This window comes from Mesorhizobium sp. B2-6-1 (assembly GCF_006440475.1).
GTDB lineage: Bacteria > Pseudomonadota > Alphaproteobacteria > Rhizobiales > Rhizobiaceae > Mesorhizobium.
Map to the genome: position 1 here is coordinate 177,654 of NZ_VFUH01000002.1, position 20,348 is coordinate 198,001.

The window sequence follows — 20,348 nt, forward strand, 5'->3', positions numbered from 1 at the left end:
CTCAAAATCAGGCTTCAGCACGGCACGTTGAAGGTGAAGTCAGCTTGCCTCGCGCATGGCTTCGGCTGCCTGCAGATCGACCGAAACGAGCTGGCTGACGCCCTGCTCGGCCATGGTCACCCCGAACAGCCGGTCCATGCGCGCCATGGTGATGGGATTGTGGGTGATGATGACGAAGCGCGTCTCGGTGGTCTTGGCCATCTCGTCCATCAGATTGCAGAAGCGTTCGACATTGTGATCGTCGAGCGGCGCATCGACTTCGTCGAGCACGCAGATCGGCGCCGGGTTGGTGAGGAACACGGCGAAGATCAGCGACATCGCCGTCAGCGCCTGCTCGCCACCGGACAGCAGCGTCATGGTCTGCGGCTTCTTGCCGGGCGGACGGGCAAGGATTTCAAGTCCTGCCTCGAGCGGATCCTCGGATTCGATCAGCTGCAATTCCGCCGTGCCGCCGCCGAAGAGATGCGAGAACAGCCGCTGGAAATGACCGTTGACCACGTCGAAAGCGGCGAGAAGCCGCTCGCGGCCTTCGCGGTTGAGGTTCTGGATCGCTTGCCTGAGCTTGCGGATCGCCTCGATGATGTCCTCGCGCTCCGAGACGATGGTCTCCAGCCGGTCCGAAAGCTCCTTCTGCTCCTCCTCGGCGCGCAAATTGACGGCGCCGAGCCGCTCGCGCTCGATCTTCAGCCTGTCGAGCTGGCGCTCGATCTCGGCCATTTCGGGCATCGGATCGTCGGCCTCCAGCCCGGTATGGCGGATGACCAGATGTGGCGGCGTGTTCAGCGTCTCCTGGATGCGCGCCTCGACCTCCAGCCGGCGCTCGTCGGCCGCGGTCAAGCGCTCCTCGGCGCGGACACGGGTCTCGCGCGCCTCGGCCAGCGACTGGATGGCGCTGGTGGCCGCCTTGTCCAGTTCGGCCTGCCTGTTCTCCGCTTCCTGCAGACGGTCGGCCGCCGCCTTGCGCAAGGTCTCGGCCTCGGTGAGCTGTGACAGCAAGGCGCGCCGCTTGGCATCGATCTCGTCGGGTGCGTCGGCCAATCTCTCGCGTTCGGCCTCGGCCTCTGCCTTGCGTTCGCCCAGCGAGGCGATCTGCGTCGAAGCGTTCTCGGCGCGCTCCAGCCAGTTGCTGCGCTCGGCGCCGATCGCATCGAGCCGGCGCGACCGCGCCTCGGCCTCCCGCCGCAACCCTTCATGGACGGCACGCGCATCGGCGAGCGTGGCGCGGTCGCGGGCGACATTGGCCGAGGATTGCTCGAGCTGTATCTGCAGGTCGCCGAGATCGGGCGCGTCCTGCAGCAGCATTTCCGCCTCGGCAAAGGCGGCCGAAGTTTCTTCATGACTGTCGACAATACGGGCGCGGGCCTCGTCCAGGGCGGCGCGCCGGCTCGCCAACTCGCCGCCGGCCTTTTCGGCTTCGGCCAGCGCGTTGCGGGCGGCGTCCAGCCCGTGCTGGGCGTCGCGTCCGGCCTGACGCGCGGCGCGCTCGGCCTCGCTGGCCTCGCGAAGCGACTGTTCGGCCTGTGCGAGCACCGCCTCGGCCTCGCGCAGCACAAGCGTCGCCTGCACCGCTTCGGCATCGAGCTCGGCCAGCCGGTTCTTTTGCGCCAGGCGTTGCGCGGCCGCGGTCGGCGCGTCGGCGCTGGCGGTCAGCCCGTCCCACCGCCACAGCGCGCCCTCAGGGCTGACCAGCCTCTGGCCGGGCGCGAGCAGCCCTTGCAGGCGGCGGCCGTCGGCGGCTTCGACAATGCCGATCTGCGCCAGCCGGCGGGCAAGCTGCGCCGGGGCACGTACCACGCTGGCCAGGCTCTTGATGCCTTCGGGAAGCGCGGCGTCATCGGCCTGGATCGCGCTCTCGCCCCAATGCACCGGGGCGCTGCGGTCGAGCGGCACGTCAAGGTCCTCGCCGAGGGCGGCGCCCAAGGCCGTCTCATAGCCGCGCTCGACGCTGATCTGTTCCAGCACGGACGGGAAGAGATCGCCGCTGGCTGCGTTCAGGATCTTGGCCAGCGTGCGGGCTTCGGTTTCGATGCGCGCCAGTTCGGCCCTGGCGTCCTGTAATGGCGGGCGGGCGGCATTTTCGGCGGCGCGCGCCTCGGCGACCGCCTGTTCGGCGGCAATCGCGCCGGCCTCGCTCTCTTCGAGCCGCGCCAGCGCGTCCTCGACCAGAAGTCGCTTCTCGGCCGGGTCGGGCAGGCCCGCGACTTTGGAGAGTATTTCCGACAATTCGCGGTCGACATCGGCGAGTTGGCGGGCGAAACGGTCCCGACGCTCGGCGGTCTCGCGCAGCGTCCGCTCGACCTGATTGCGCGAAGCGGCGGCCTCGGCCCGCTCGGCGGTAAGTGCTGCAAGCCTGGCTTCGCTCTGCGAGAGCGTCGCGGCTGCCTGTTCGAAGGCGGCGCGGGTGGTTGCTTCACGCTCGGCCGCGCCGGCATTTTCGGAGTTGAGCGCTGCTTCCTCGGCGCGCAGGCGTTCGAGGATATCCGCATTGTCGCGCACCATGCGCTCCTCGCGGGCGATGTCACCGTCGAGCTGCTGGAGCCGGCGCTCGAGTTCCGCCTGACGGGCGCGGATGCGGCCGGCTTCTTCCTCGATCTGCGATCTGGCGATCGACAGGCGCTGGAAGGCCGCGGCCGCCGCAGCTTCGGCGTCACGCAAATCGGGCAGCCGATGCGCGCCGATACCTTGCTCCCTGGCGGCCGCCATCTGGGCGGCGGCGCGGTCGCCAACCAGGGCGGTGGCGACGGCCAGCGCCGAACGTGCCTCGCCTTCCTGGGCCTTGGCCAGCGTCCAGCGCAGATGGAGCAGCGTCGCCTCGGCCTTGCGGATGTCGGCCGACAGGTTCTTGAAGCGGGAGGCCTGGCGTGCCTGGCGCTTCAGGCTTTCGATCTGGCTTTCCAGCTCGCCAACGACGTCATCCAGGCGCTCGAGGTTCTGCTCGGCGGCCTTGAGCCTGAGTTCGGCCTCGTGGCGGCGCGTATGCAGGCCGGAAATGCCGGCCGCTTCTTCCAGCAGGGCGCGGCGCGCCTGGGGCTTGGCCTGGATCAGCTCGCCGATGCGACCCTGGCCAACCATCGAGGGCGAACGCGCGCCGGTCGACTGGTCGGCGAACAGAAGCTGCACGTCCTTGGCGCGCGCTTCCTTGCCGTTGATACGGTAGAGCGAGCCCGCCTCACGCTCGATGCGGCGCGAGACCTGCAATTCGTCGGCGTCGTTGAAGGCTGCCGGCGCCGAGCGATCGCTGTTGTCGAGGAACAACGTGACCTCGGCGGTATTGCGTGCCGGGCGCGTGCCCGAGCCGGAAAAGATCACGTCGTCCATGCCGGACGCGCGCATGTTCTTGTAGGAGCTTTCGCCCATCACCCAGCGCAGCGCCTCGACAAGGTTAGACTTGCCGCAGCCGTTCGGCCCGACAATGCCCGTCAGGCCGCGTTCGATCACGAACTCGCCTGGTTCGACGAAGGATTTGAAACCGAGGAGGCGAAGGCGCGAAAACTTCATTCACGCCGCCCTGAAAGCGACTTTTGCGAAAACGCGCCGCGGGTTTGCGGCGGCGCGCAGCACGGCCAAAGGCCACGCATGCCGAAGCGCTGCCGCTTCGGCATCGCCAAGACGTCAGAGCTGAGGGTCGATGATGGCCGACATTTCCTCAATCGACATCGCCCCTTTGTAGGTCTTTCCGTTGATGAAGAAGGTCGGCGTCGAGTCGACCTTGAATTCGTCGGCGCCGCGTTTCTGGACCGCCCTCACATCGTCCAGAAGTTTCTGGTCCGTCAAGCAGGCTTCGAAGGACTCCTGTGTAAAACCGGCGAGCTTGGAGATTTGCAGCAGCGCATCCTTGGTGTTGGACACGCCCACCCAGTTCGCCTGCTGCTTGAACAGGACATCCACCATCGGGAAGTAGTTGTCCTTGGCGCAGCGCGCCAGCATGAAACCGGCCTCGGCGCTCGGATCGAACGGGAATTCGCGCAGAATATAGCGCGCCTTGCCGGTATCGATGTATTTCTTCTTCAATTCCGGAAAGGTGGTTTCGGCAAAATGCGCGCAATGCGGGCAGGTCATCGAGGCGTATTCGACGATCGTGACCTTGGCGTCGTCCTTGCCGAGTTGCTTGTCGGGCAATGCGCCGGGCTTAAGCAGTTCGGCCATGTCGACGGTGCCTTGAGCCTCCGGCGCCTTGACGGCGGCCGGCGTGGCCGATGTCGCGGGTGCGGCGGGAGCGGCAGGCTTCACATCGGCCGCCTTGGCTTCCTCACCAGAGTCGCTGCATGCCGCAAGCACGGCCACCACCGGAATGGCGGCCAGCGAAGACAGCAGGTTTCTGCGGGACAAGCTTTTGCCGAACGGAGGACGGTTCATACGAATCACCTGACAGGGGTTGGATTTTGCAACGCAAAGGCACGAAAAGGCGAGAGTTGGCGCGAATTAAGGCATCGCCGTCCCCAATCGTGAAACTTGAAGCTTATAATCACGAAATCGCGAGATTGGCGACGGTGCTATGACTTTCTTTGTCCCAGAATAGTGGCGCCGAGCCGCTCCAGAGAGGCACGCAGGCCATCGTCTTCTATCTTGCCGACGATGTGCGACAGTCTTGATTTTTCCGCCTCATTGAGAGGCCTGACGGGTGGTTTCGGCCGCGCCTTTTCACTTAGAACCGGCTTCTGCACTATCCTGATGCGGCCGATGGCCGTGAAGCCGAGAAATGCATTGACGCGATTGATGATCTCGCCGGCCTCATGCTGCAGATGGAGCGCCGCCATGCCCTCGCAGGCGATCACCAGCACGGCCGGCTCGAACGGGTCGTCTTCGTGCAGCCGCCGAGGCCACTGGATCTTTTCAGGGCGCGAATGGCCGGCCAGGCGCGAACCGGCAATCTCTTCCCACGACTGGACCAGGCTGACCGAAATGCCCGCCCGCTTGCGCAGCACCGGGTCGAGGATCGCGGTGGCGAGATCGCTCACCGGAACGGGATTGCCGAAGGGCCTTTTCCCTGCCATGTGCGTTCTCCAGCCACCACCTCCACTCTTCCCGGCCGAGGCCGATACGAGATCAATGGCACCGCACGAGCAGACCCGCAAGGCCATATCAGAGGACAGCAGCAGCAAAGCTGCGTCTAGTGACAGCAGCAAAGCTGCGTCTAGTGACAGCAGCAGAGCTGCGTCCGGGGACAGCAGCAAAGCTGGCGATACCGCATCCCGCCTGCTCGCATGGTACGACGTGCATCATCGCGAGTTGCCGTGGCGCGTGACCCCGCGCGACAATGCCCGTGGCGTGCGGCCCGATCCTTACCGGATCTGGCTGTCGGAGGTCATGCTGCAGCAGACCACGGTTGAAGCCGTGAAGGCCTATTTTCGCGCCTTTGTCGAGAAATGGCCTGATGTCGCGGCGCTGGCGGCGGCGCCCGTCGAGGACGTGATGAAAGCCTGGGCAGGGCTCGGCTACTATTCCCGTGCCCGCAACCTCAAGGCCTGCGCCGATCTGGTGGCCGGGCGCGACGGCCGGTTTCCGGATACGGAAGCCGGCTTGAAGGAATTGCCGGGCATCGGCGCCTATACTTCGGCGGCGATCGCGGCGATCGCTTTCGACCGGCCGGCTGCCGTCGTCGATGGCAATGTCGAACGTGTCGTGACCCGCCTGTTCTCCATTGCCACGCCGCTCAGCGAAGCCAAGGCCGACATTCGCGCCCGTGTCGAGCGCATGGTTCCCACGACGAGGCCCGGCGATTTCGCCCAGGCGATGATGGACCTCGGCGCCACGATCTGTACCCCGCGCCGACCGCGCTGCATGCTTTGCCCGCTGCGCGAGGGCTGCAGCGCGGTCGTTTCAGGCGATCCTGAACAATATCCCGTGCGCCTGCCCAAGGCCGACAAACCGCTGCGGCGCGGCGCAGCCTTCGTCGCCGTGCGAAGCGACGGTGCCATTCTTCTGCGCAAACGCGCCGACAAAGGGCTGCTCGGCGGCATGACCGAGGTGCCGACGACCGGCTGGACGGCGCGGCTGGACGGCGCGACCACAGCGGCGGCCGCACCCTTTCCCGGCGACTGGCGACAAGCCGGCCGGATCGCGCATGTCTTCACCCATTTTGCGCTCGAGCTCGAAATCTTCCTCGCCCGAAGCACCGGCGAGACGCCCGCCGGGCATTTCTGGTCGCTGCCATCGGACATTTCGGGTGAAGCGCTGCCCACTGTCATGAAAAAGGCAATCGAGGCTGCGATACCCGGCGCGACGAAAAAGCCGTCACCGAACAGTGCAGAGAGGCCCCATGACTGAAATCCGCCACATCGTGTTCGACATCGGCAAAGTGCTGATCCACTACGACCCGAACATCCCGTTCAGCCGGCTTATTCCCGATGCCGAGGAGAGAAAGTGGTTCTTCGACAATGTCTGCACGCATGACTGGAACATCGAGCAGGACCGCGGCCGGACATGGGAAGAGGCGGAAACGCTGCTGATCGCGGACCACCCGGATCACGCGGATAACATCCGCAATTTTCGCCGCCACTGGCACGACATGGTGCCGCATGCCTATGACGACAGCGTCGCCATCATGGTCGGCCTGATCGACAGCGGCCACGATGTCACCATGCTGACCAACTTCGCCGCCGATACGCTGGCCGAAGCGCGCAAACGCTTCGATTTTCTCAATCGTCCGCGCGGTGTCACCATTTCGGGTGAGATCGGCAAGATCAAGCCGGATCGCGACATCTACGACCATCACGTCGCCGCGTTCGAGCTCGAACCGTCCGCGACGCTGTTCATCGACGACAGCCAGAAGAATGTCGACGGCGCCAAAGCGGCCGGCTGGCAGGCAGTGCTGTTCACCGATGCCAAGACACTTCAAGCAGACCTTGAGCGGCTCGGAATCAAGGCGTGATTTGAATCGCTTCCAGTACTTCGTTGAGACTTTGAACCAACGCCAAAGCCGCGGCAATCGGCAGGGTCAGCCCCCTGCCCTTTCCATGCCGAGACGCGCGATGCGACGCAGTTCGTCGATCGGGGTCAGGCCGCCGCTGCGTTCATAGTGCCAGAAGGTCCAGCCGTTGCAGGCATCCAGGCCCTGAACTTCGGCGCCGATTTTGTGGATCGATCCGGCACTGTCGCCGATCGCCACCGTGCCATCGGCGCGAACCTTGGCCGCCCAGCGCTTCTTGGCGTCGTAGAGCGTAGCACCGGGCGTCACCAGCCCGGTGTCGATCAGGCTGACGAAGGCGACGCGAGGCTCGGCGCGCTTGCCAGTGAGCACGGTCAGGTCCGCGCCGTCGAGCGGCCGCACCGCGTCGATGCGTTCATTGGCGGCGTCGATATAGGCCTGCTCGCGCTCTATGCCGACAAAATGCCTGCCAAGGCGCTTGGCCACCGCGCCTGTCGTGCCGGAGCCGAAGAAGGGATCGAGCACGACGTCGCCCGGCTTGGTCGAGGCCATCATGATGCGGGCGAGCAGCGCCTCCGGCTTCTGCGTCGGGTGCAGTTTATCGCCATTGTCGTTCTTCAGCCGCTCGCCACCGGTGCAGATCGGGAACAGCCAGTCGGAACGCATCTGTATGTCGTCGTTCGACGCCTTCAACGCTTCGTAGTTGAAGGTATAGCCCTTGCCCTTCTGGTCGCGGGAGGCCCAGATCATCGTCTCATGCGCGTTCTGGAAGCGGCGACCGCGAAAATTCGGCATCGGATTGGTCTTGCGCCAGACGACGTCGTTGAGGATCCAGAAGCCGAGATCCTGCATCTTGGCGCCGACCCGGAAGATGTTGTGATAGGAGCCGATGACCCAGATGGTGCCGTTGGGCTTCAACACCCGGCGCGCGGCCAGCAGCCAGGCGCGCGTGAAGGCATCGTAGGCCTCGAAGCTCTCGAACCGGTCCCAGTCGTCGTCCACCGCATCGACCTTGGATTGGTCGGGCCGGTGCAGGTCGCCGTCGAGCTGCAGATTGTAGGGTGGATCGGCGAAGATGACGTCGATGCATTTTTCGGGCAGCCGGTCGAGCGCCGCGACGCAGTCGCCCTTCAGGATCGTGTCCAGCCATTCGGATTGCTGGGGAGCATGGGAAAGCTCGTCGACAAGACGCACGGCTGACATTTTTACACCCAAGGCACGCGTTACTGTTTACTCCCGGTTATGGTTACCGATCAGCGTAAATATTCGGTGAAGGGCAGCGATCGGACGCCGCCGGTTTGCGCCGACGTGCCCGTTGGTGTATGCCGCGCCGCCTGAAGCCTGCCCGTTCTCATTGCCCGGATCACCATGCCCCAGCCAGACCTTGTCATCTTCGATTGCGACGGCGTGCTCGTCGATTCCGAAATCATCGCCGCGCGCGTCGAGGCCGAGCTCCTGACCTTGTCCGGATACGAAATCTCGGCCGAGGAGATTGCCGAGACTTATGCGGGGCTGACGTTCAAGGACATTCTGATGCGGGTTGAGGAGAAGTCCAACATCCCGTTCCAGGTTTCGCTGATCGATCGCGCCGAAGAGCTGGTCGACCGGAAACTGCGCAGCGACGTTCGTGCCATCGAGGGCGTGCGCGAAGCGGTCGCCTCGGTGACGGCGCAACGTTGCATCTGCTCCAACTCACGCTCGGAGCGGATAGAATTCATGCTGGAGAAGGTGCATCTGCTGCCATTCTTTGCCGGGCGCATCTTCTCCGCGATGGAGACGCCGACCGGAAAAACCAAACCGGCTCCGGACGTGTTCCTGTTCGCCGCCGAAAAGCTCGGCGCCCATCCGGCAAACACTTTCGTCATCGAGGATTCCGTGCACGGCGTGACCGGCGCAAGGTCGGCAGGAATGCGTGTCATCGGGTTCACGGGCGCCGCCCATAGCTATCCCGGCCATGCCGATGCGCTGACGGAGGCGGGCGCCGAGACGGTGATCCGCCGCTGGGCGGATCTGAGCGGCACGCTGGCCGCCCTATCAGAATGGTCGGCGGACGTGTGAGCGTCCGCTAGGCCCCGACGAGCACCCCTGCGGATTTAGTTGGTCGCGGCGGCTTTCTTCCTGTTTTTCTTCGATTTGTCGGTCGCGGCCTTCGGCGCATTTTCATCATAGCCGGCATAGGCCTGATAGTCCTGCGCCGTCGGCGCCGGCACGACGATGTTGGAATCGGTGAAGACGAACTGCGTGGCGACCGAGGGGTCGGTAACCTGGACCTGATATTGGTGGATCTGCGAATAAAGCACCTCGGTGCCATGCATCACCGCGGTGCGGATCGGCATGGTGATGGTGCCGGGCGTGAATTTCGGCCCTGGCACGATCTTGCCGGCGACGGCGATCTTCATCGTCAGCTGTCCGTCGGCGCGGCTGCAATCGCGGGTCACGTCGCTGATCGAGGCCTGATAAATGACCCTCGCCGAATCGTCCGGCGGAGTAGCAGCGGCAGCATCGGCCGCAGCCTGGGCCGCGGCATCCTGCGCGGCGTCGCCGGTCTTCTTGAGCTTGGGCCTGGGCTTCCGGGCTTCGTTGGCGTAGGTGTTGAAGAATGCCGTGCCGTCGCGAAGCATCACCCTCGGGCAATAGGCATTCAACTGGCTGGCCAGAATCTTGGGGTCCTGCGGCGGCGGTGGCGCGGTCGGGTCCTTCTTGCCAAAACCCAGGTTCAGCATACCGTTGTCGCCTGATTGGCAGCCGGCGGCGGCAAGCATAAAGCCGGTGAGCGCAAGACCCGCGAAAAAGCGACCGCTGAATGTATGAAACGCCATGAAACTGCACTTCCCTCTCGCAAAGCTGGTGACGTATATCAACCGCGCGGCAAAAATGCGACTGAGCCAGCGTAGAAATTAACCACCTTGCGTGGGTCGAAAACCCAAGGCAGTAACGGAATTGTGACGATGCAATATGTGAGTACCCGCGGCGAGGCGCCCGCGCTTGGGTTTTGCGATGCCGTCCTGACAGGCCTGGCACGTGACGGCGGGCTCTATGTGCCGCGCCAGTGGCCGCAATTCTCGATGGCCGAGATCCGCGCCATGCGCGGCTTGGCCTATCCCGAGCTGGCCATCCGCGTGCTGTCGCCGTTTCTTGGCGACGAAATCCCGGCTCCCGTGTTCGAGCGTCTGGTGCGGGAGGCCTATGCCACCTTCCGCCACGAGGCTGTCTGCCCGCTGGTCCAGACCGGCCCCAACGCTTTTATCCTCGAACTCTTCCATGGACCTACGCTCGCCTTCAAGGATGTCGCGATGCAGCTGCTCGCCCGGCTGATGGACCATGTGCTCGCCGAACGCAACCAGCATGCCACCATCGTCGGAGCCACATCGGGCGACACCGGCGGAGCAGCGATAGACGCCTTCGCCGGGCGCAGCCGCACCGACATCTTCATTCTCTTCCCGCATGGCCGCGTGTCGCCGGTGCAGCAACGGCAGATGACGACATCGAAGGCTGAGAACGTGCATGCCCTGGCGATCGAAGGCAATTTCGACGATTGCCAGGGCATGCTCAAGGACATGTTCAACGATCACGGCTTTCGCGACCGTGTCTCGCTGTCGGGGGTGAATTCAATCAACTGGGCCCGCATCATGGCCCAGATCGTCTATTATTTCTCCTCGGCCCTGTCGCTCGGCGCGCCCGATCGCCCCGTCTCCTTCACCGTGCCCACAGGGAATTTCGGCGATATCTTTGCCGGTTACGCCGCCAAAAAAATGGGCCTGCCGATCGATCGGCTGGTCATCGCCACCAACGACAACGACATACTGGCACGCACTTTCGCGACCGGCGAATACCGCACCAAGGGCGTGTTCGCGACCACCTCGCCTTCCATGGACATTCAGGTGTCGTCGAATTTCGAGCGCCTGCTGTTCGAGGCGTCGGGCCGCGACCCGGCGACTGTGCGGCGCTACATGGCCGGGCTCAAACAATCCGGCGCCTTCACCATCGAAGCCACGGAAATCGCAGGGATGCGAGCCGAATTCGATGCCGGCCGCGCAGATATGGACGAGGTCGCCGCGACGATCCGCTCGACGCTCGCGGCCAGCAACTACCTGCTTGATCCGCATACCGCGGCAGCCGTGCATGTCGCGGCCGGCAAGGCTTCGAATGCCGTGCCGATGGTGGTGCTGGGCACTGCGCACCCAGCAAAATTCCCGGCTGCCGTCGAGGCCGCCAGCGGCGTGTCACCCGCGCTGCCCGCATGGCTAGGTGGGTTGATGACATCGGAGGAAAAATACACGGTACTTCCATCCGACCTGAAAATGGTGGAAGATTACGTCAGCCGCCGTGCGCGAGCGGCGCGTTAAGGAGTACGAACCATATGGGTGTTGAGGTAAGCCGTCTGTCGAACGGCCTGACAGTCGCCACCGAAACCCTTCCAAGCATCGAATCGGTTGCCCTGGGTGCCTGGGTCAAGTCGGGTGCCCGCAATGAACGTGACGAAGAGCATGGCATGGCCCATCTGCTCGAGCACATGGCGTTCAAGGGCACAAAGCGGCGAACAGCCTTCGAGATCGCATCGGAGATCGAGGACGTGGGCGGCGAGATCAACGCCGCCACCAGCGTCGAGACCACATCCTACTATGCCAGGGTGCTCTCCGACGACGTGCCGCTGGCCGTCGACATTCTTGCCGACATCCTGCAGGAATCGGAATTCGATCCGCAGGAGCTCGAACGCGAGCAGCACGTGATCCTGCAGGAAATCGGCGCCGCGCACGACACGCCCGATGACATCGTGTTCGACCGGTTCACCGAGACGGCCTTTCGCCACCAGACCATCGGCCGCTCGATTCTGGGCACGCCGGAAACCGTCAAATCCTTTACCTCGAAGCAATTGCACGATTTCATCGAGCGCCAGTATGGCGCCGAACGCATGGTGATCGTGGCCGCCGGCGACATCAAGCACGACAATTTCGTGCGCGAAGTGGAAAAGCAGCTCGGCGGCTTCCGCACCAAGGCCGACAACACCATCCCGCAATATGCGCAATATGTCGGCGGCGATTTCCGCGAGGACCGCGACCTGATGGACGCGCAGATCGTGCTGGGCTTCGAAGGCCGCGCCTACCATGTGCGCGATTTCTACGCCTCGCAGGTGCTGTCGATGATCCTCGGCGGCGGCATGTCGTCCAGGCTGTTCCAGGAAGTCCGCGAAAAGCGTGGCCTGTGCTATTCGGTCTATGCCTTCCACTGGGGCTTTTCCGATACCGGCATATTCGGCGTCCATGCCGCGACCGGGCAGAGCGACATCGCCGAACTGGTGCCCGTCATCATCGAGGAATTGCAGAAGGCCGGCGAGAACATCCTGCAGGAAGAGCTCGACCGGGCGCGCGCGCAATACCGCGCAGGTCTGATCATGTCGGCGGAAAGCCCGGCCAGCCGCGCCTCGCAGATCGCGCGACAGCTGCTCTTGTTCGGCCGGCCGATCGCCAAGGAGGAACTGATGGAGCGGCTGTCGGCGCTGACGGTCGATCGTTTGACCGACCTGTCGTCACGGCTGTTCTCGACCAAACCGACGCTTACCGCTGTAGGGCCTGTGGGTACGCTGGCGCCATACGAAGCGATCCTCGATTCGCTTCCGGGCACGCCCACCACGGCCCGCAAGCTCGCCGTCTAAGCCCGCACAAGCGCCGTGTTCGCGCTCCCTTTCTTTCGCCGCGACCTGCCGGCACTGAAGGGCGACCGCGTGACGCTGCGCGTGCCGTTCACCAATGACTACCGGGAGTGGTGGACTGTGCGCGGCGAGAGCCGGGCATTCCTCGAACCATGGGAGCCGCGCTGGGCGCCGGACGAGCTTGACCGGGCGGCATGGCGGCTGCGCATCAGCCGCTACCGCGAGGACTATGCGCAGGGAACCGCGATCGCCTTCTTCATATTCGAGAAGTCGAGCGGCAGGTTGGCTGGCGGAATTACGCTCGGCAACATACGCCACGGGGTCTCGCAGAGCGGGCATGTCGGCTACTGGATCGGCGAGCGCTTCGGCGGCCGTGGCCTGATGACCGACGCCGTCAAGGTCGTGACCCGCTTCGCCTTCGATACGCTGAGGTTGCACCGGATCGAAGCGGCCTGTATTCCCGACAATATCAGGTCGATCCGTGTGCTTGAAAAAGCCGGATTCCGGCGCGAAGGACTTCTGCGATCCTACCTCAGGATCAATGGCATCTGGCAGGACCATTACCTCTACGCCCGGATCGCGGACGATCCGCCAGGCGCTGGAACGAAGGACTGATTTTTGACGAAATTCCTGCGCAACGGGCCGCTGTTCGCCTTTGTCCTCGCGACGATCCTGACGCTGTACGCGGCGTCCTCGGCCTTTGCCGTCGAACCGATCAAGATCGCTCGCGACGATGTCGCGCTCGATCTGTCCGGCGCCGTGGAAATTTACCGGAACCAGGGCGAAAACTTCCAGGTTTCAACCGCGCCCGGACCCGACGGCATCGTGCGACGCATCGAGGTCGAGGCCAATGACGCCCGTTCCACCGGCGACTGGGCCGTGTTCGCGCTTGCCAATACCACCGACCAGCAGCTCGACCGGCTGATCGTGGCGCCGCATTTCCGACTGGTCAATTCCGGCATCTTCTGGCCGGATCTCGGCTCGACCCGTATCGCCGCCATCACGCCCAGCGAAGGCTTTGCGCTCGACCGCCAGAGCAGCCCGGACGCCGACGTCTTCCGGGTGACGCTGAACCCGGGGACGGTGATCACCTTCATCGCCGAACTCGCCTCGCCCAAGCTGCCGCAGGTCTATCTCTGGGACCCGGAATCCTACAAGGACTCAGTCAATTCCTACACGCTGTTCCGCGGCATCGTCATCGGCATCGCCGGGCTTCTCGCGCTGTTCCTGACCATCCTGTTCGTGGTCAAGGGAACCTCCATGTTCCCTGCGACCGCAGCACTCGCCTGGGCCGTGCTTGCCTATATCTGCGTCGATTTCGGCTTCCTCAACAAGATCATCGAGATATCGCCCGGCAACGAGCAGATGTGGCGGGCGGGAACGGAGGTGGCCCTGGCGGCGACCTTCGTGGTGTTCCTGTTCGCCTATCTCAACCTCAACCGATGGCACGGCCATTTCAGCTATGGGGCGCTGGTCTGGATCCTCGGGCTGCTCTTGATCGCCGGCGTCGCCATCGTCGACCCGGCGGTCGCCGCGGGCATCGCCAGGCTGTCCTTCGCCGCCACCGCGCTGACCGGGCTCGGCCTGATCATCTTCCTCGGCATACGCGGCTATGACCGTGCCATCATGCTGGTGCCCAGTTGGGTGATGGTGCTGTTGTGGCTATGCGGATCGTGGATGGCGATAACCGGCATGCTCGACAACGACATCGCCCAGCCGGCGCTTGGCGGCGGTCTGATCCTCATCATCCTGCTGATCGGCTTCACCGTCATGCAGCATGCCTTTGCCGGCGGCGCGCTGCACCAGGGTCTGTTCTCCGACCTCGAGCGGCAGGCGCTGGCGGTGGCCGGCTCGGGCGACACGGTGTGGGACTGGGACGTGCTGCGCGACCGCGTCGTCACCAAGCCCGACGTCAGCATCCAGCTCGGCCTCGCCCCCAACAGCCTGGGGGGTGCAGCCCGCAACTGGCTGCCGGTGCTGCATGTCGATGACCGCGACACGTTCCGCACCACGCTCGACGTGGTGCTCGAGCACCGTCGCGGCAAGGTGGCGCAGAACTTCCGGTTGCGCGGCGCCGACGGCCACTATCACTGGTTTGCGCTGCGCGCGCGCCCGGTTATCGGATCGGACGGTGAGGTCATCCGCTGTGTCGGCACCATGGTTGACGTCACCGAGCAGAAAAAATCCGAGGAGAGGCTGCTGCACGACGCGGTGCACGACAACCTCACCGGCCTGCCCAATCGCGAATTGTTCATGAACCGGCTCGAGGCGATCATCTCGATCGCACGGACCGAAGAGAAGGTGCGCCCGACCGTCTTCGTCATCGACATCGACCGCTTCAAGCAGGTCAATGACGGGCTCGGCATCTCGGCCGGCGACACCATCCTGCTCACCATCGCGCGACGCCTGCACCGGCTCTTGAAGCCGAAGGACTCGCTGTCACGCTTCGCCGGCGACCAGTTCGCCTTGATGCTGCTTTCCGAGCAGGACCCGGCCCGCATCGCGGCGGTGGCGGACGCCATCAAGCATGCCATCAACGCCCCGATCACCTTTGCCAAGCGCGAGATCGTGCTGACCGCCTCGATCGGGCTGATCACCTGGACCTCGGCGCAGACCTCGGCCGAGGACATGGTCAAGGACGCCGAGCTTGCCATGCATCAGGCCAAGCGCTTCGGCGGCGACAGGATCGAACCGTTCCGCCCGGCCTTCCGCACCGTCGGCACCGATCGGCTGCAGTTCGAATCCGACCTGCGCCGTGCCATCGAACGGCGCGAATTCACGCTTGCCTACCAGCCGATCGTTCGGCTGGAAGATGGCAGCGTCGCCGGCTTCGAGGCATTGCTGCGCTGGGACCATCCGCGCCGCGGCATGATCCCGCCGGCGGATTTCATTCCGGTCGCCGAAAGCTGCGGGCTGATCGTACAGCTTGGGCTGTTCGCCATGCAGCAGGCCGCCGAGGATCTGGCGGCATGGCAAAAGCAGATCGGCGACGCGCCGCTGTCGGTTTCGGTCAACCTTTCCAGCCGCCAGCTCATCCGCCGCGACCTGGTCAGCGACGTCCGCTCCGTGATTGCGCGGGCCAATCTGAAGCCGCGCTGCTTCCGGCTCGAGCTCACGGAATCGCTGGTTATGGACAATCCCGAGCAGACTGCCCATGTGCTGACCAAGCTGAAGCAGCTCGGCATCGGCCTGTCGCTGGACGATTTCGGTACCGGCTATTCTTCGCTCGCCTATCTGACGCGCTTTCCCTTCGACACGATCAAGATCGACAAGAGTTTCGTGGACGACAGCACGCCCAAACGCGCCGTGCTGCTCAAATCCATGGTCAGCATGGCGCATGAGCTCGGCCTGTCGGTGGTCGCCGAAGGCATTTCGGACGAGCGCGACGCGCTGGAGCTGCGCCAGATGGGCTGCGAATATGTGCAGAGCTTCATGTTCGGCGCCCCGATGCCCGGGGATCAGGTGCTGAAGACGCTGAAGGAACAGTATCCGCTGACGCAGGCGTAGTTGGCTTTCACGCCGCTGGAGCTCAGGCGTGGCCGGCCGCTACACTCAAATGCGCGAGGTCGATGCCGATCGAGGCGAGAATCCGGTCGTATTTGCGCTCGATGTCGGTATCGAACAGAAGCTCCGGAGTGGCCGGACAGGTCAGCCAGCCGTTTTCGGCTATCTCGGTTTCCAACTGGCCGGCGCCCCAACCCGAATAGCCCAGCGCCATCAGCGCGTGACGGGGTCCCCGGCCCGACGATATGGCGCGCAATATGTCGACGGTCGCGGTCAGGCAGACATCGTCGGAAACGGTCAGCGAAGACTCCACCCGGTAATCGCCCGTATGCAGCACGAAGCCGCGGCTGCGGTCGACGGGCCCACCATTGCGAACGACGAAATCACGGGTACGGGCGGGCAACCGGATCGCCTCGTGCTCGTTCATGATGCCAAGTTGCACCAAAAGGTCCGGAAACAGCATCTGCTGCGTCTGGTTGATGATCAGGCCCATCGCGCCCTCATCGCTGTGGGCGCAGATGTAGATGACCGAGCGCGTGAAACGGTCGTCCTTCATGCCGGGCATGGCAATGAGGAACTGATCGTCGAGAAAGCCGCTGCCGGCGGCTGTCTTCTTGTGGCGCAACAAGTCCATAATCAGAGGGTAACGCGTTTCCCGGGCGCCGAAAAGATGTACCGCGCCGGTTTTCGACCAAGCCCGTGCCGCCGGCCGATCATTACCTGCGGCAAAGGTCACGCAAATATGATACCGGCAAGACCATGAAATCATTGCACGGCCATGAACGGACGATCAAATCATCACCATGCAAAGCTTGAAAATCCTGTTGCTCGGCGCCGTTATCGGATCGGCAATCACACTCCCAGCCGCGGCCTCTTCGTCCGCCTGGTACAACAGCGAAGGCGGCAAGGTACGGCTGGTGACGAGCGGCAAGCCCGACGATGCCGGCCGCATCCGGGGCGTTCTCGACATAGCGCTCAAGCCTGGCTGGAAGACTTATTGGCGCGACCCGGGCGACGCGGGTGTGCCGCCGCAACTCGATATCTCCGCCAGCACCAACATTTCCGATGCCAGCCTCTCCTTCCCGGCGCCGAAGCGTCATGACGACGGCTACGGCAAATGGGCGGGCTACGACTATCCGGTCTCGCTGCCGGTGACGTTCACGCTGTCGGCCGCGAAGGATCCGTCCGTCATCGACGCCGACATTTTCCTCGGCATTTGCGAGACGATATGCATCCCTGTGCAGACGCGGCTGACCGTCGACCCCGGCTCCGACCCGGACAATGCCGAGGACGCGGAGCTGGTCAAGGCGAGCTTCGCCGCCTTGCCCGCGCCGGCAAGATCCGACTTCGGCATCAACGTGCTGCCGGGCGACCATGAAACGCTGGTTGTGGAGGCGAGCTTTCCCGGCGATCCGGAAGCGGCGGACTTCTTCGTCGCAGGAGACCGCGACTACATGTTCGGTTCGCCGGCCCGTAGCCAGAAGGACGGCAAGCTGGTCTTCACCGTGCCGATCCTCGACCGGCCATCGACGACACCCACGGATGGCGGACTTCACTATACGCTGACGAGTTCGGCAGGCGCGGTCGAAGGGCTCTTGCCTTTCCCTTGATCCAGCCCCCGCGATGGTTGCGGGAAACCGCATAGTTCGCTACCCAAGGCTACGTCCTTCCCCATTCTCCCAAGCGAGGAACTCATGACCATTTCCGCTGGCGACAGACTGCCCGATACGACGTTCAAGACGATGACTGCCGACGGTCCCAAGCCGATCACGACGGCCGAGATTTTTGCGGGAAAGAAGGTCGTGCTGTTTGCTGTGCCGGGCGCCTTCACGCCGACCTGCAGCAACAATCATTTGCCCGGCTACCTGGAGAACCGCGACGCCATCCTGGCGCGCGGTGTCGATACGGTCGCCGTGGTTTCGGTCAACGACGTCCATGTCATGGGCGCCTGGGCACGCTTCACCGGCGGTGAAGGCAAGATCCTGTTCCTCGCCGACGGCAATGGCGACTTCGCCAAGGCGATCGGCCTCGACGCCGACTTCTCCGGCGGAGGCATGGGTCTTCGGTCGAAGCGGTTTTCAATGATCGTCGATGACGGCAAGGTCACCGCCCTCAATGTCGAGACCAAGCCCGGCGTCGATGAATCCGGCGCCGCCAAGATCCTCGAACTGCTCTGACCATGACGTTCGACATCGTCTGGCGTAGCGTGGCGATCGGCATCGGCGCCACGCTGTTGATGGATATCTGGGCCTTTCTTCTCTACAAGATGTTCGGTCAAGCACGGCCGAACTGGGCCCCCGTTGGCCGCTGGGTCTGGCATTTACGGGAAAAAGTGTTTCACGACGATATTGGCGATGCGACGCCCTATGTACACGAATCGGCTTTGGGCTGGGCCTTTCACTATGTTGTCGGCATCGTCTACGGCATCATCCTTGTCGTGGTGGCCGGAGCGGGCTGGCTTGTCGCGCCGATTTTCCTGCCGGCTTTCATCCTTGGCATGGTCACAGTCGGCGCCGGCTGGTTCCTGCTGGCGCCCGGCATGGGCGCGGGCTGGGCAGCGTCGAAGCGGCCCAACCCGATGAAGGTACGGGCGCTGAACCTGGTGTCACACACCGTGTTCGCTTTCGGACTCTACGGTACGGCGCTGCTGATCCGCTGAGGATCTGCGGCTGTGCCGGCCTGCCGATCGGCCGCCACCCGTGGACAATTCGGCGCGCGTCGTCCCATTCCGGCACCGGAATCTTGGCGTCCACCTGAACCTGGGGATGCGTCACATAGTGCAGGCCCGGCATGACAGAGATCCCAGCCTGGGATGGTGCCGCCCCGGAATTCAATAGCTTTGGGTCGAACGCCGCGCCTTTGCCACCGCCGGCTGTTTGGACTGCGAGACCGGCTTGGGTGGGGTAGAAACAAGCCTGACCGGGCCCTTCTTGAACGGCGCCATGCCCTCACGAGCGAGTTCGTCGGCGCGTTCGTTCTCGGTATGGCCGGCATGGCCCTTGACCCAGATCCAGGTGACCTTGTGACGCCGATTGGCTTCATCCAGCGCCTGCCAGAGTTCGCCGTTCTTGACGGGCTTCTTGTCGGCGGTCTTCCAGCCGTTCTTCTTCCAGCCATGGATCCACTTTGAAATGCCGTCCATGACATATTTGCTGTCGGTGTGAAGATCGACGGTGCAAGGCTCCTTGAGCGCATTCAGCGCCGAGATGGCGGCAAGCAATTCCATGCGGTTGTTGGTCGTCTCGGCCTCGCCACCCGATAGTTCCTTGGTGGCGCCGTTGAAGCGCAGGATCGCGCCCCAGCCGCCCGGGCCGGGATTGCCCGAACAGGCGCCATCGGTGAAGATCTCAACGTGTTTGCTCATGCCAGCCCATATTCCGAAGCAGATTTGATCGTCCGATGAAACCGCATTCTCCTGATGTATTCGGTCGGATCGCGTTTCATCACCAGCCCGCCATCGGGAACGGTCAGCCAGTCATACAGCCGGGTCAGCATGAAACGCAGCGCCGAGCCCCGTGCCAGCATCGGAAGTGCTGCCTTTTCCTGATTACTCAGAGGCCGCACATCCTGGTAGCCGGCAAGCAACGCCTTGCCCTTGGTGAGATTGAAGGAAAAATCCTTCTCGAAGCACCAGGCGTTCAGGCATGTGGCGACGTCATAGGCGTAGAGGTCGTTGCAAGCGAAATAAAAATCAATCAAGCCGGAGAGCTTCTCGCCGAGAAAGAACACATTGTCCGGGAAAAGATCGGCATGGATGATGCCTTCCGGGAGACCCTTCGGCCAATTCCGCTCGAAGTCGGCGAAGTCGACGTCGACTTCGGCCGCAAGGCCCGGCTCGACCTCATCGGCACGGTCGCGAGCTGCCGACCAGAGCTTGCGCCAGCCGTCGATGGCGAGCGCATTGGGGCGGGTCATCGGAAAGTCGGCACCGGCCAGATGCAGGGAGGCCAGCGCCTTGCCGACCTCGGCGCAATGGATCGATGTCGGCCGCCGGAGCGAGAGACCCTCGAGGAAAGTGATGATGACGGCCGGCCGGCCCGCCAGCGTGCCGATGACGCTGCCGTCATGCGCGGTTACCGGCAGCGGGCAGGACACGCCCTTTTTGGCGAGATGGCCCATCAACCCGAGGAAAAACGGCAGATCCGCCTTTTCGACCCGTCTTTCATAGAGCGTCAGGATGTAGGAGCCGCTGGAGGTGTGCAGCAAAAAATTCGAGTTCTCGGTGCCCTCCGCGATCCCCTTGTAGGAGAGGAGATCGCCGACTGGGTAGTGCTTCAGGAATGCGCCGAGTTCGCCTTCCGCAACGTCGGTGTAGACCGCCATGTG

Annotated in this window: 18 protein-coding genes; 10 read left to right on the forward strand and 8 right to left on the reverse strand. The window is 63.8% G+C overall.

The window, feature by feature from the left end; genetic code table 11:
• Positions 1-39: 39 nt before the first annotated feature.
• The 3 genes from smc to FJ443_RS05545 all read right to left on the reverse strand — a co-directional run bounded on the left by smc (position 40) and on the right by FJ443_RS05545 (position 4,994).
• Entirely contained in the window at positions 40-3,498 is a 3,459-nt protein-coding gene (gene smc / locus FJ443_RS05535; RefSeq protein ID WP_140629253.1) for a chromosome segregation protein SMC, read from the reverse strand.
• Between the two features lie 114 nt (positions 3,499-3,612).
• Complete coding sequence (locus FJ443_RS05540) at positions 3,613-4,356, reverse strand: DsbA family protein (RefSeq protein ID WP_140494928.1); 744 nt, start codon at positions 4,354-4,356, stop codon at positions 3,613-3,615.
• Positions 4,357-4,493: 137 nt separating this feature from the next.
• Positions 4,494-4,994, reverse strand: a complete 501-nt coding sequence (locus FJ443_RS05545; protein WP_140555929.1) for a DUF721 domain-containing protein — start codon at positions 4,992-4,994, stop codon at positions 4,494-4,496.
• Here FJ443_RS05545 and mutY point away from each other — a divergent pair.
• Both mutY and FJ443_RS05555 read left to right on the forward strand, forming a co-directional pair.
• A complete protein-coding gene (gene mutY, locus FJ443_RS05550) occupies positions 4,993-6,267 on the forward strand; it encodes an A/G-specific adenine glycosylase (RefSeq protein WP_224680328.1) in 1,275 nt (424 codons plus the stop codon). The two genes, FJ443_RS05545 and mutY, sit on opposite strands and share 2 nt — an antisense overlap.
• On the forward strand, positions 6,260-6,871 hold the full coding sequence (locus FJ443_RS05555; RefSeq protein WP_140558189.1) for an HAD family phosphatase: 612 nt from the start codon (positions 6,260-6,262) through the stop codon (positions 6,869-6,871). Before mutY ends, FJ443_RS05555 begins: the two co-directional genes overlap by 8 nt.
• A 66-nt stretch (positions 6,872-6,937) precedes the next feature.
• Here FJ443_RS05555 and FJ443_RS05560 read toward each other — a convergent pair whose 3' ends face one another.
• Positions 6,938-8,071: a site-specific DNA-methyltransferase gene (locus tag FJ443_RS05560; protein ID WP_140558191.1), complete on the reverse strand. Its 1,134-nt coding sequence runs from the start codon at positions 8,069-8,071 to the stop codon at positions 6,938-6,940.
• A gap of 165 nt (positions 8,072-8,236) precedes the next feature.
• On the opposite strand from FJ443_RS05560, the gene FJ443_RS05565 reads away from it, so the two are divergent.
• Entirely contained in the window at positions 8,237-8,926 is a 690-nt protein-coding gene (locus FJ443_RS05565) for an HAD family phosphatase (protein WP_140558193.1), read from the forward strand.
• Between the two features lie 35 nt (positions 8,927-8,961).
• Here the strand turns inward: FJ443_RS05565 and FJ443_RS05570 are convergent, their stop codons facing one another.
• Positions 8,962-9,687, reverse strand: coding sequence for a hypothetical protein (locus FJ443_RS05570; RefSeq protein WP_140494939.1), 726 nt, complete (start codon positions 9,685-9,687; stop codon positions 8,962-8,964).
• Positions 9,688-9,816: 129 nt separating this feature from the next.
• Here FJ443_RS05570 and thrC point away from each other — a divergent pair, with 129 nt between their 5' ends.
• From thrC to FJ443_RS05590, 4 genes are read left to right on the forward strand one after another with little or no spacing between them, the layout of a single operon-like run.
• Positions 9,817-11,214 carry a threonine synthase gene (gene thrC, locus FJ443_RS05575; RefSeq protein ID WP_140558194.1) on the forward strand — a complete coding sequence of 466 codons (1,398 nt, stop codon included), beginning with the start codon at positions 9,817-9,819 and terminating at the stop codon, positions 11,212-11,214.
• Between the two features lie 14 nt (positions 11,215-11,228).
• A complete protein-coding gene (locus tag FJ443_RS05580) occupies positions 11,229-12,521 on the forward strand; it encodes a pitrilysin family protein (protein WP_140494943.1) in 1,293 nt (430 codons plus the stop codon).
• A gap of 15 nt (positions 12,522-12,536) precedes the next feature.
• A complete protein-coding gene (locus tag FJ443_RS05585; RefSeq protein WP_140663050.1) occupies positions 12,537-13,133 on the forward strand; it encodes a GNAT family protein in 597 nt (198 codons plus the stop codon).
• 3 nt (positions 13,134-13,136) lie between these two features.
• Positions 13,137-16,025 carry an EAL domain-containing protein gene (locus FJ443_RS05590; RefSeq protein WP_140655766.1) on the forward strand — a complete coding sequence of 963 codons (2,889 nt, stop codon included), beginning with the start codon at positions 13,137-13,139 and terminating at the stop codon, positions 16,023-16,025.
• Positions 16,026-16,047: 22 nt separating this feature from the next.
• Here FJ443_RS05590 and FJ443_RS05595 read toward each other — a convergent pair whose 3' ends face one another.
• The gene (locus tag FJ443_RS05595; protein ID WP_140494949.1) at positions 16,048-16,656 is read right to left on the reverse strand and encodes a YqgE/AlgH family protein; all 609 of its coding nucleotides are present in this window, start codon (positions 16,654-16,656) and stop codon (positions 16,048-16,050) included.
• A gap of 169 nt (positions 16,657-16,825) precedes the next feature.
• On the opposite strand from FJ443_RS05595, the gene FJ443_RS05600 reads away from it, so the two are divergent.
• The 3 genes from FJ443_RS05600 (at position 16,826) to FJ443_RS05610 (ending at position 18,681) form a co-directional block, all read left to right on the forward strand.
• Positions 16,826-17,632 carry a protein-disulfide reductase DsbD domain-containing protein gene (locus FJ443_RS05600; RefSeq protein WP_140514836.1) on the forward strand — a complete coding sequence of 269 codons (807 nt, stop codon included), beginning with the start codon at positions 16,826-16,828 and terminating at the stop codon, positions 17,630-17,632.
• Between the two features lie 84 nt (positions 17,633-17,716).
• Positions 17,717-18,199, forward strand: coding sequence for a peroxiredoxin (locus FJ443_RS05605; RefSeq protein WP_140514835.1), 483 nt, complete (start codon positions 17,717-17,719; stop codon positions 18,197-18,199).
• A 2-nt stretch (positions 18,200-18,201) separates the two neighbouring features.
• Positions 18,202-18,681 (forward strand): DUF2938 domain-containing protein, encoded by a 480-nt coding sequence (locus FJ443_RS05610; RefSeq protein WP_140663052.1) that lies wholly within the window; start codon positions 18,202-18,204, stop codon positions 18,679-18,681.
• A gap of 171 nt (positions 18,682-18,852) precedes the next feature.
• On the opposite strand, the gene rnhA is transcribed toward FJ443_RS05610, so the two are convergent.
• Both rnhA and FJ443_RS05620 read right to left on the reverse strand, forming a co-directional pair.
• Positions 18,853-19,386 carry a ribonuclease HI gene (gene rnhA, locus FJ443_RS05615; protein WP_140494956.1) on the reverse strand — a complete coding sequence of 178 codons (534 nt, stop codon included), beginning with the start codon at positions 19,384-19,386 and terminating at the stop codon, positions 18,853-18,855.
• Complete coding sequence (locus FJ443_RS05620; RefSeq protein WP_140559382.1) at positions 19,383-20,345, reverse strand: homoserine kinase; 963 nt, start codon at positions 20,343-20,345, stop codon at positions 19,383-19,385. Before FJ443_RS05620 ends, rnhA begins: the two co-directional genes overlap by 4 nt.
• Positions 20,346-20,348 lie beyond the last annotated feature (3 nt).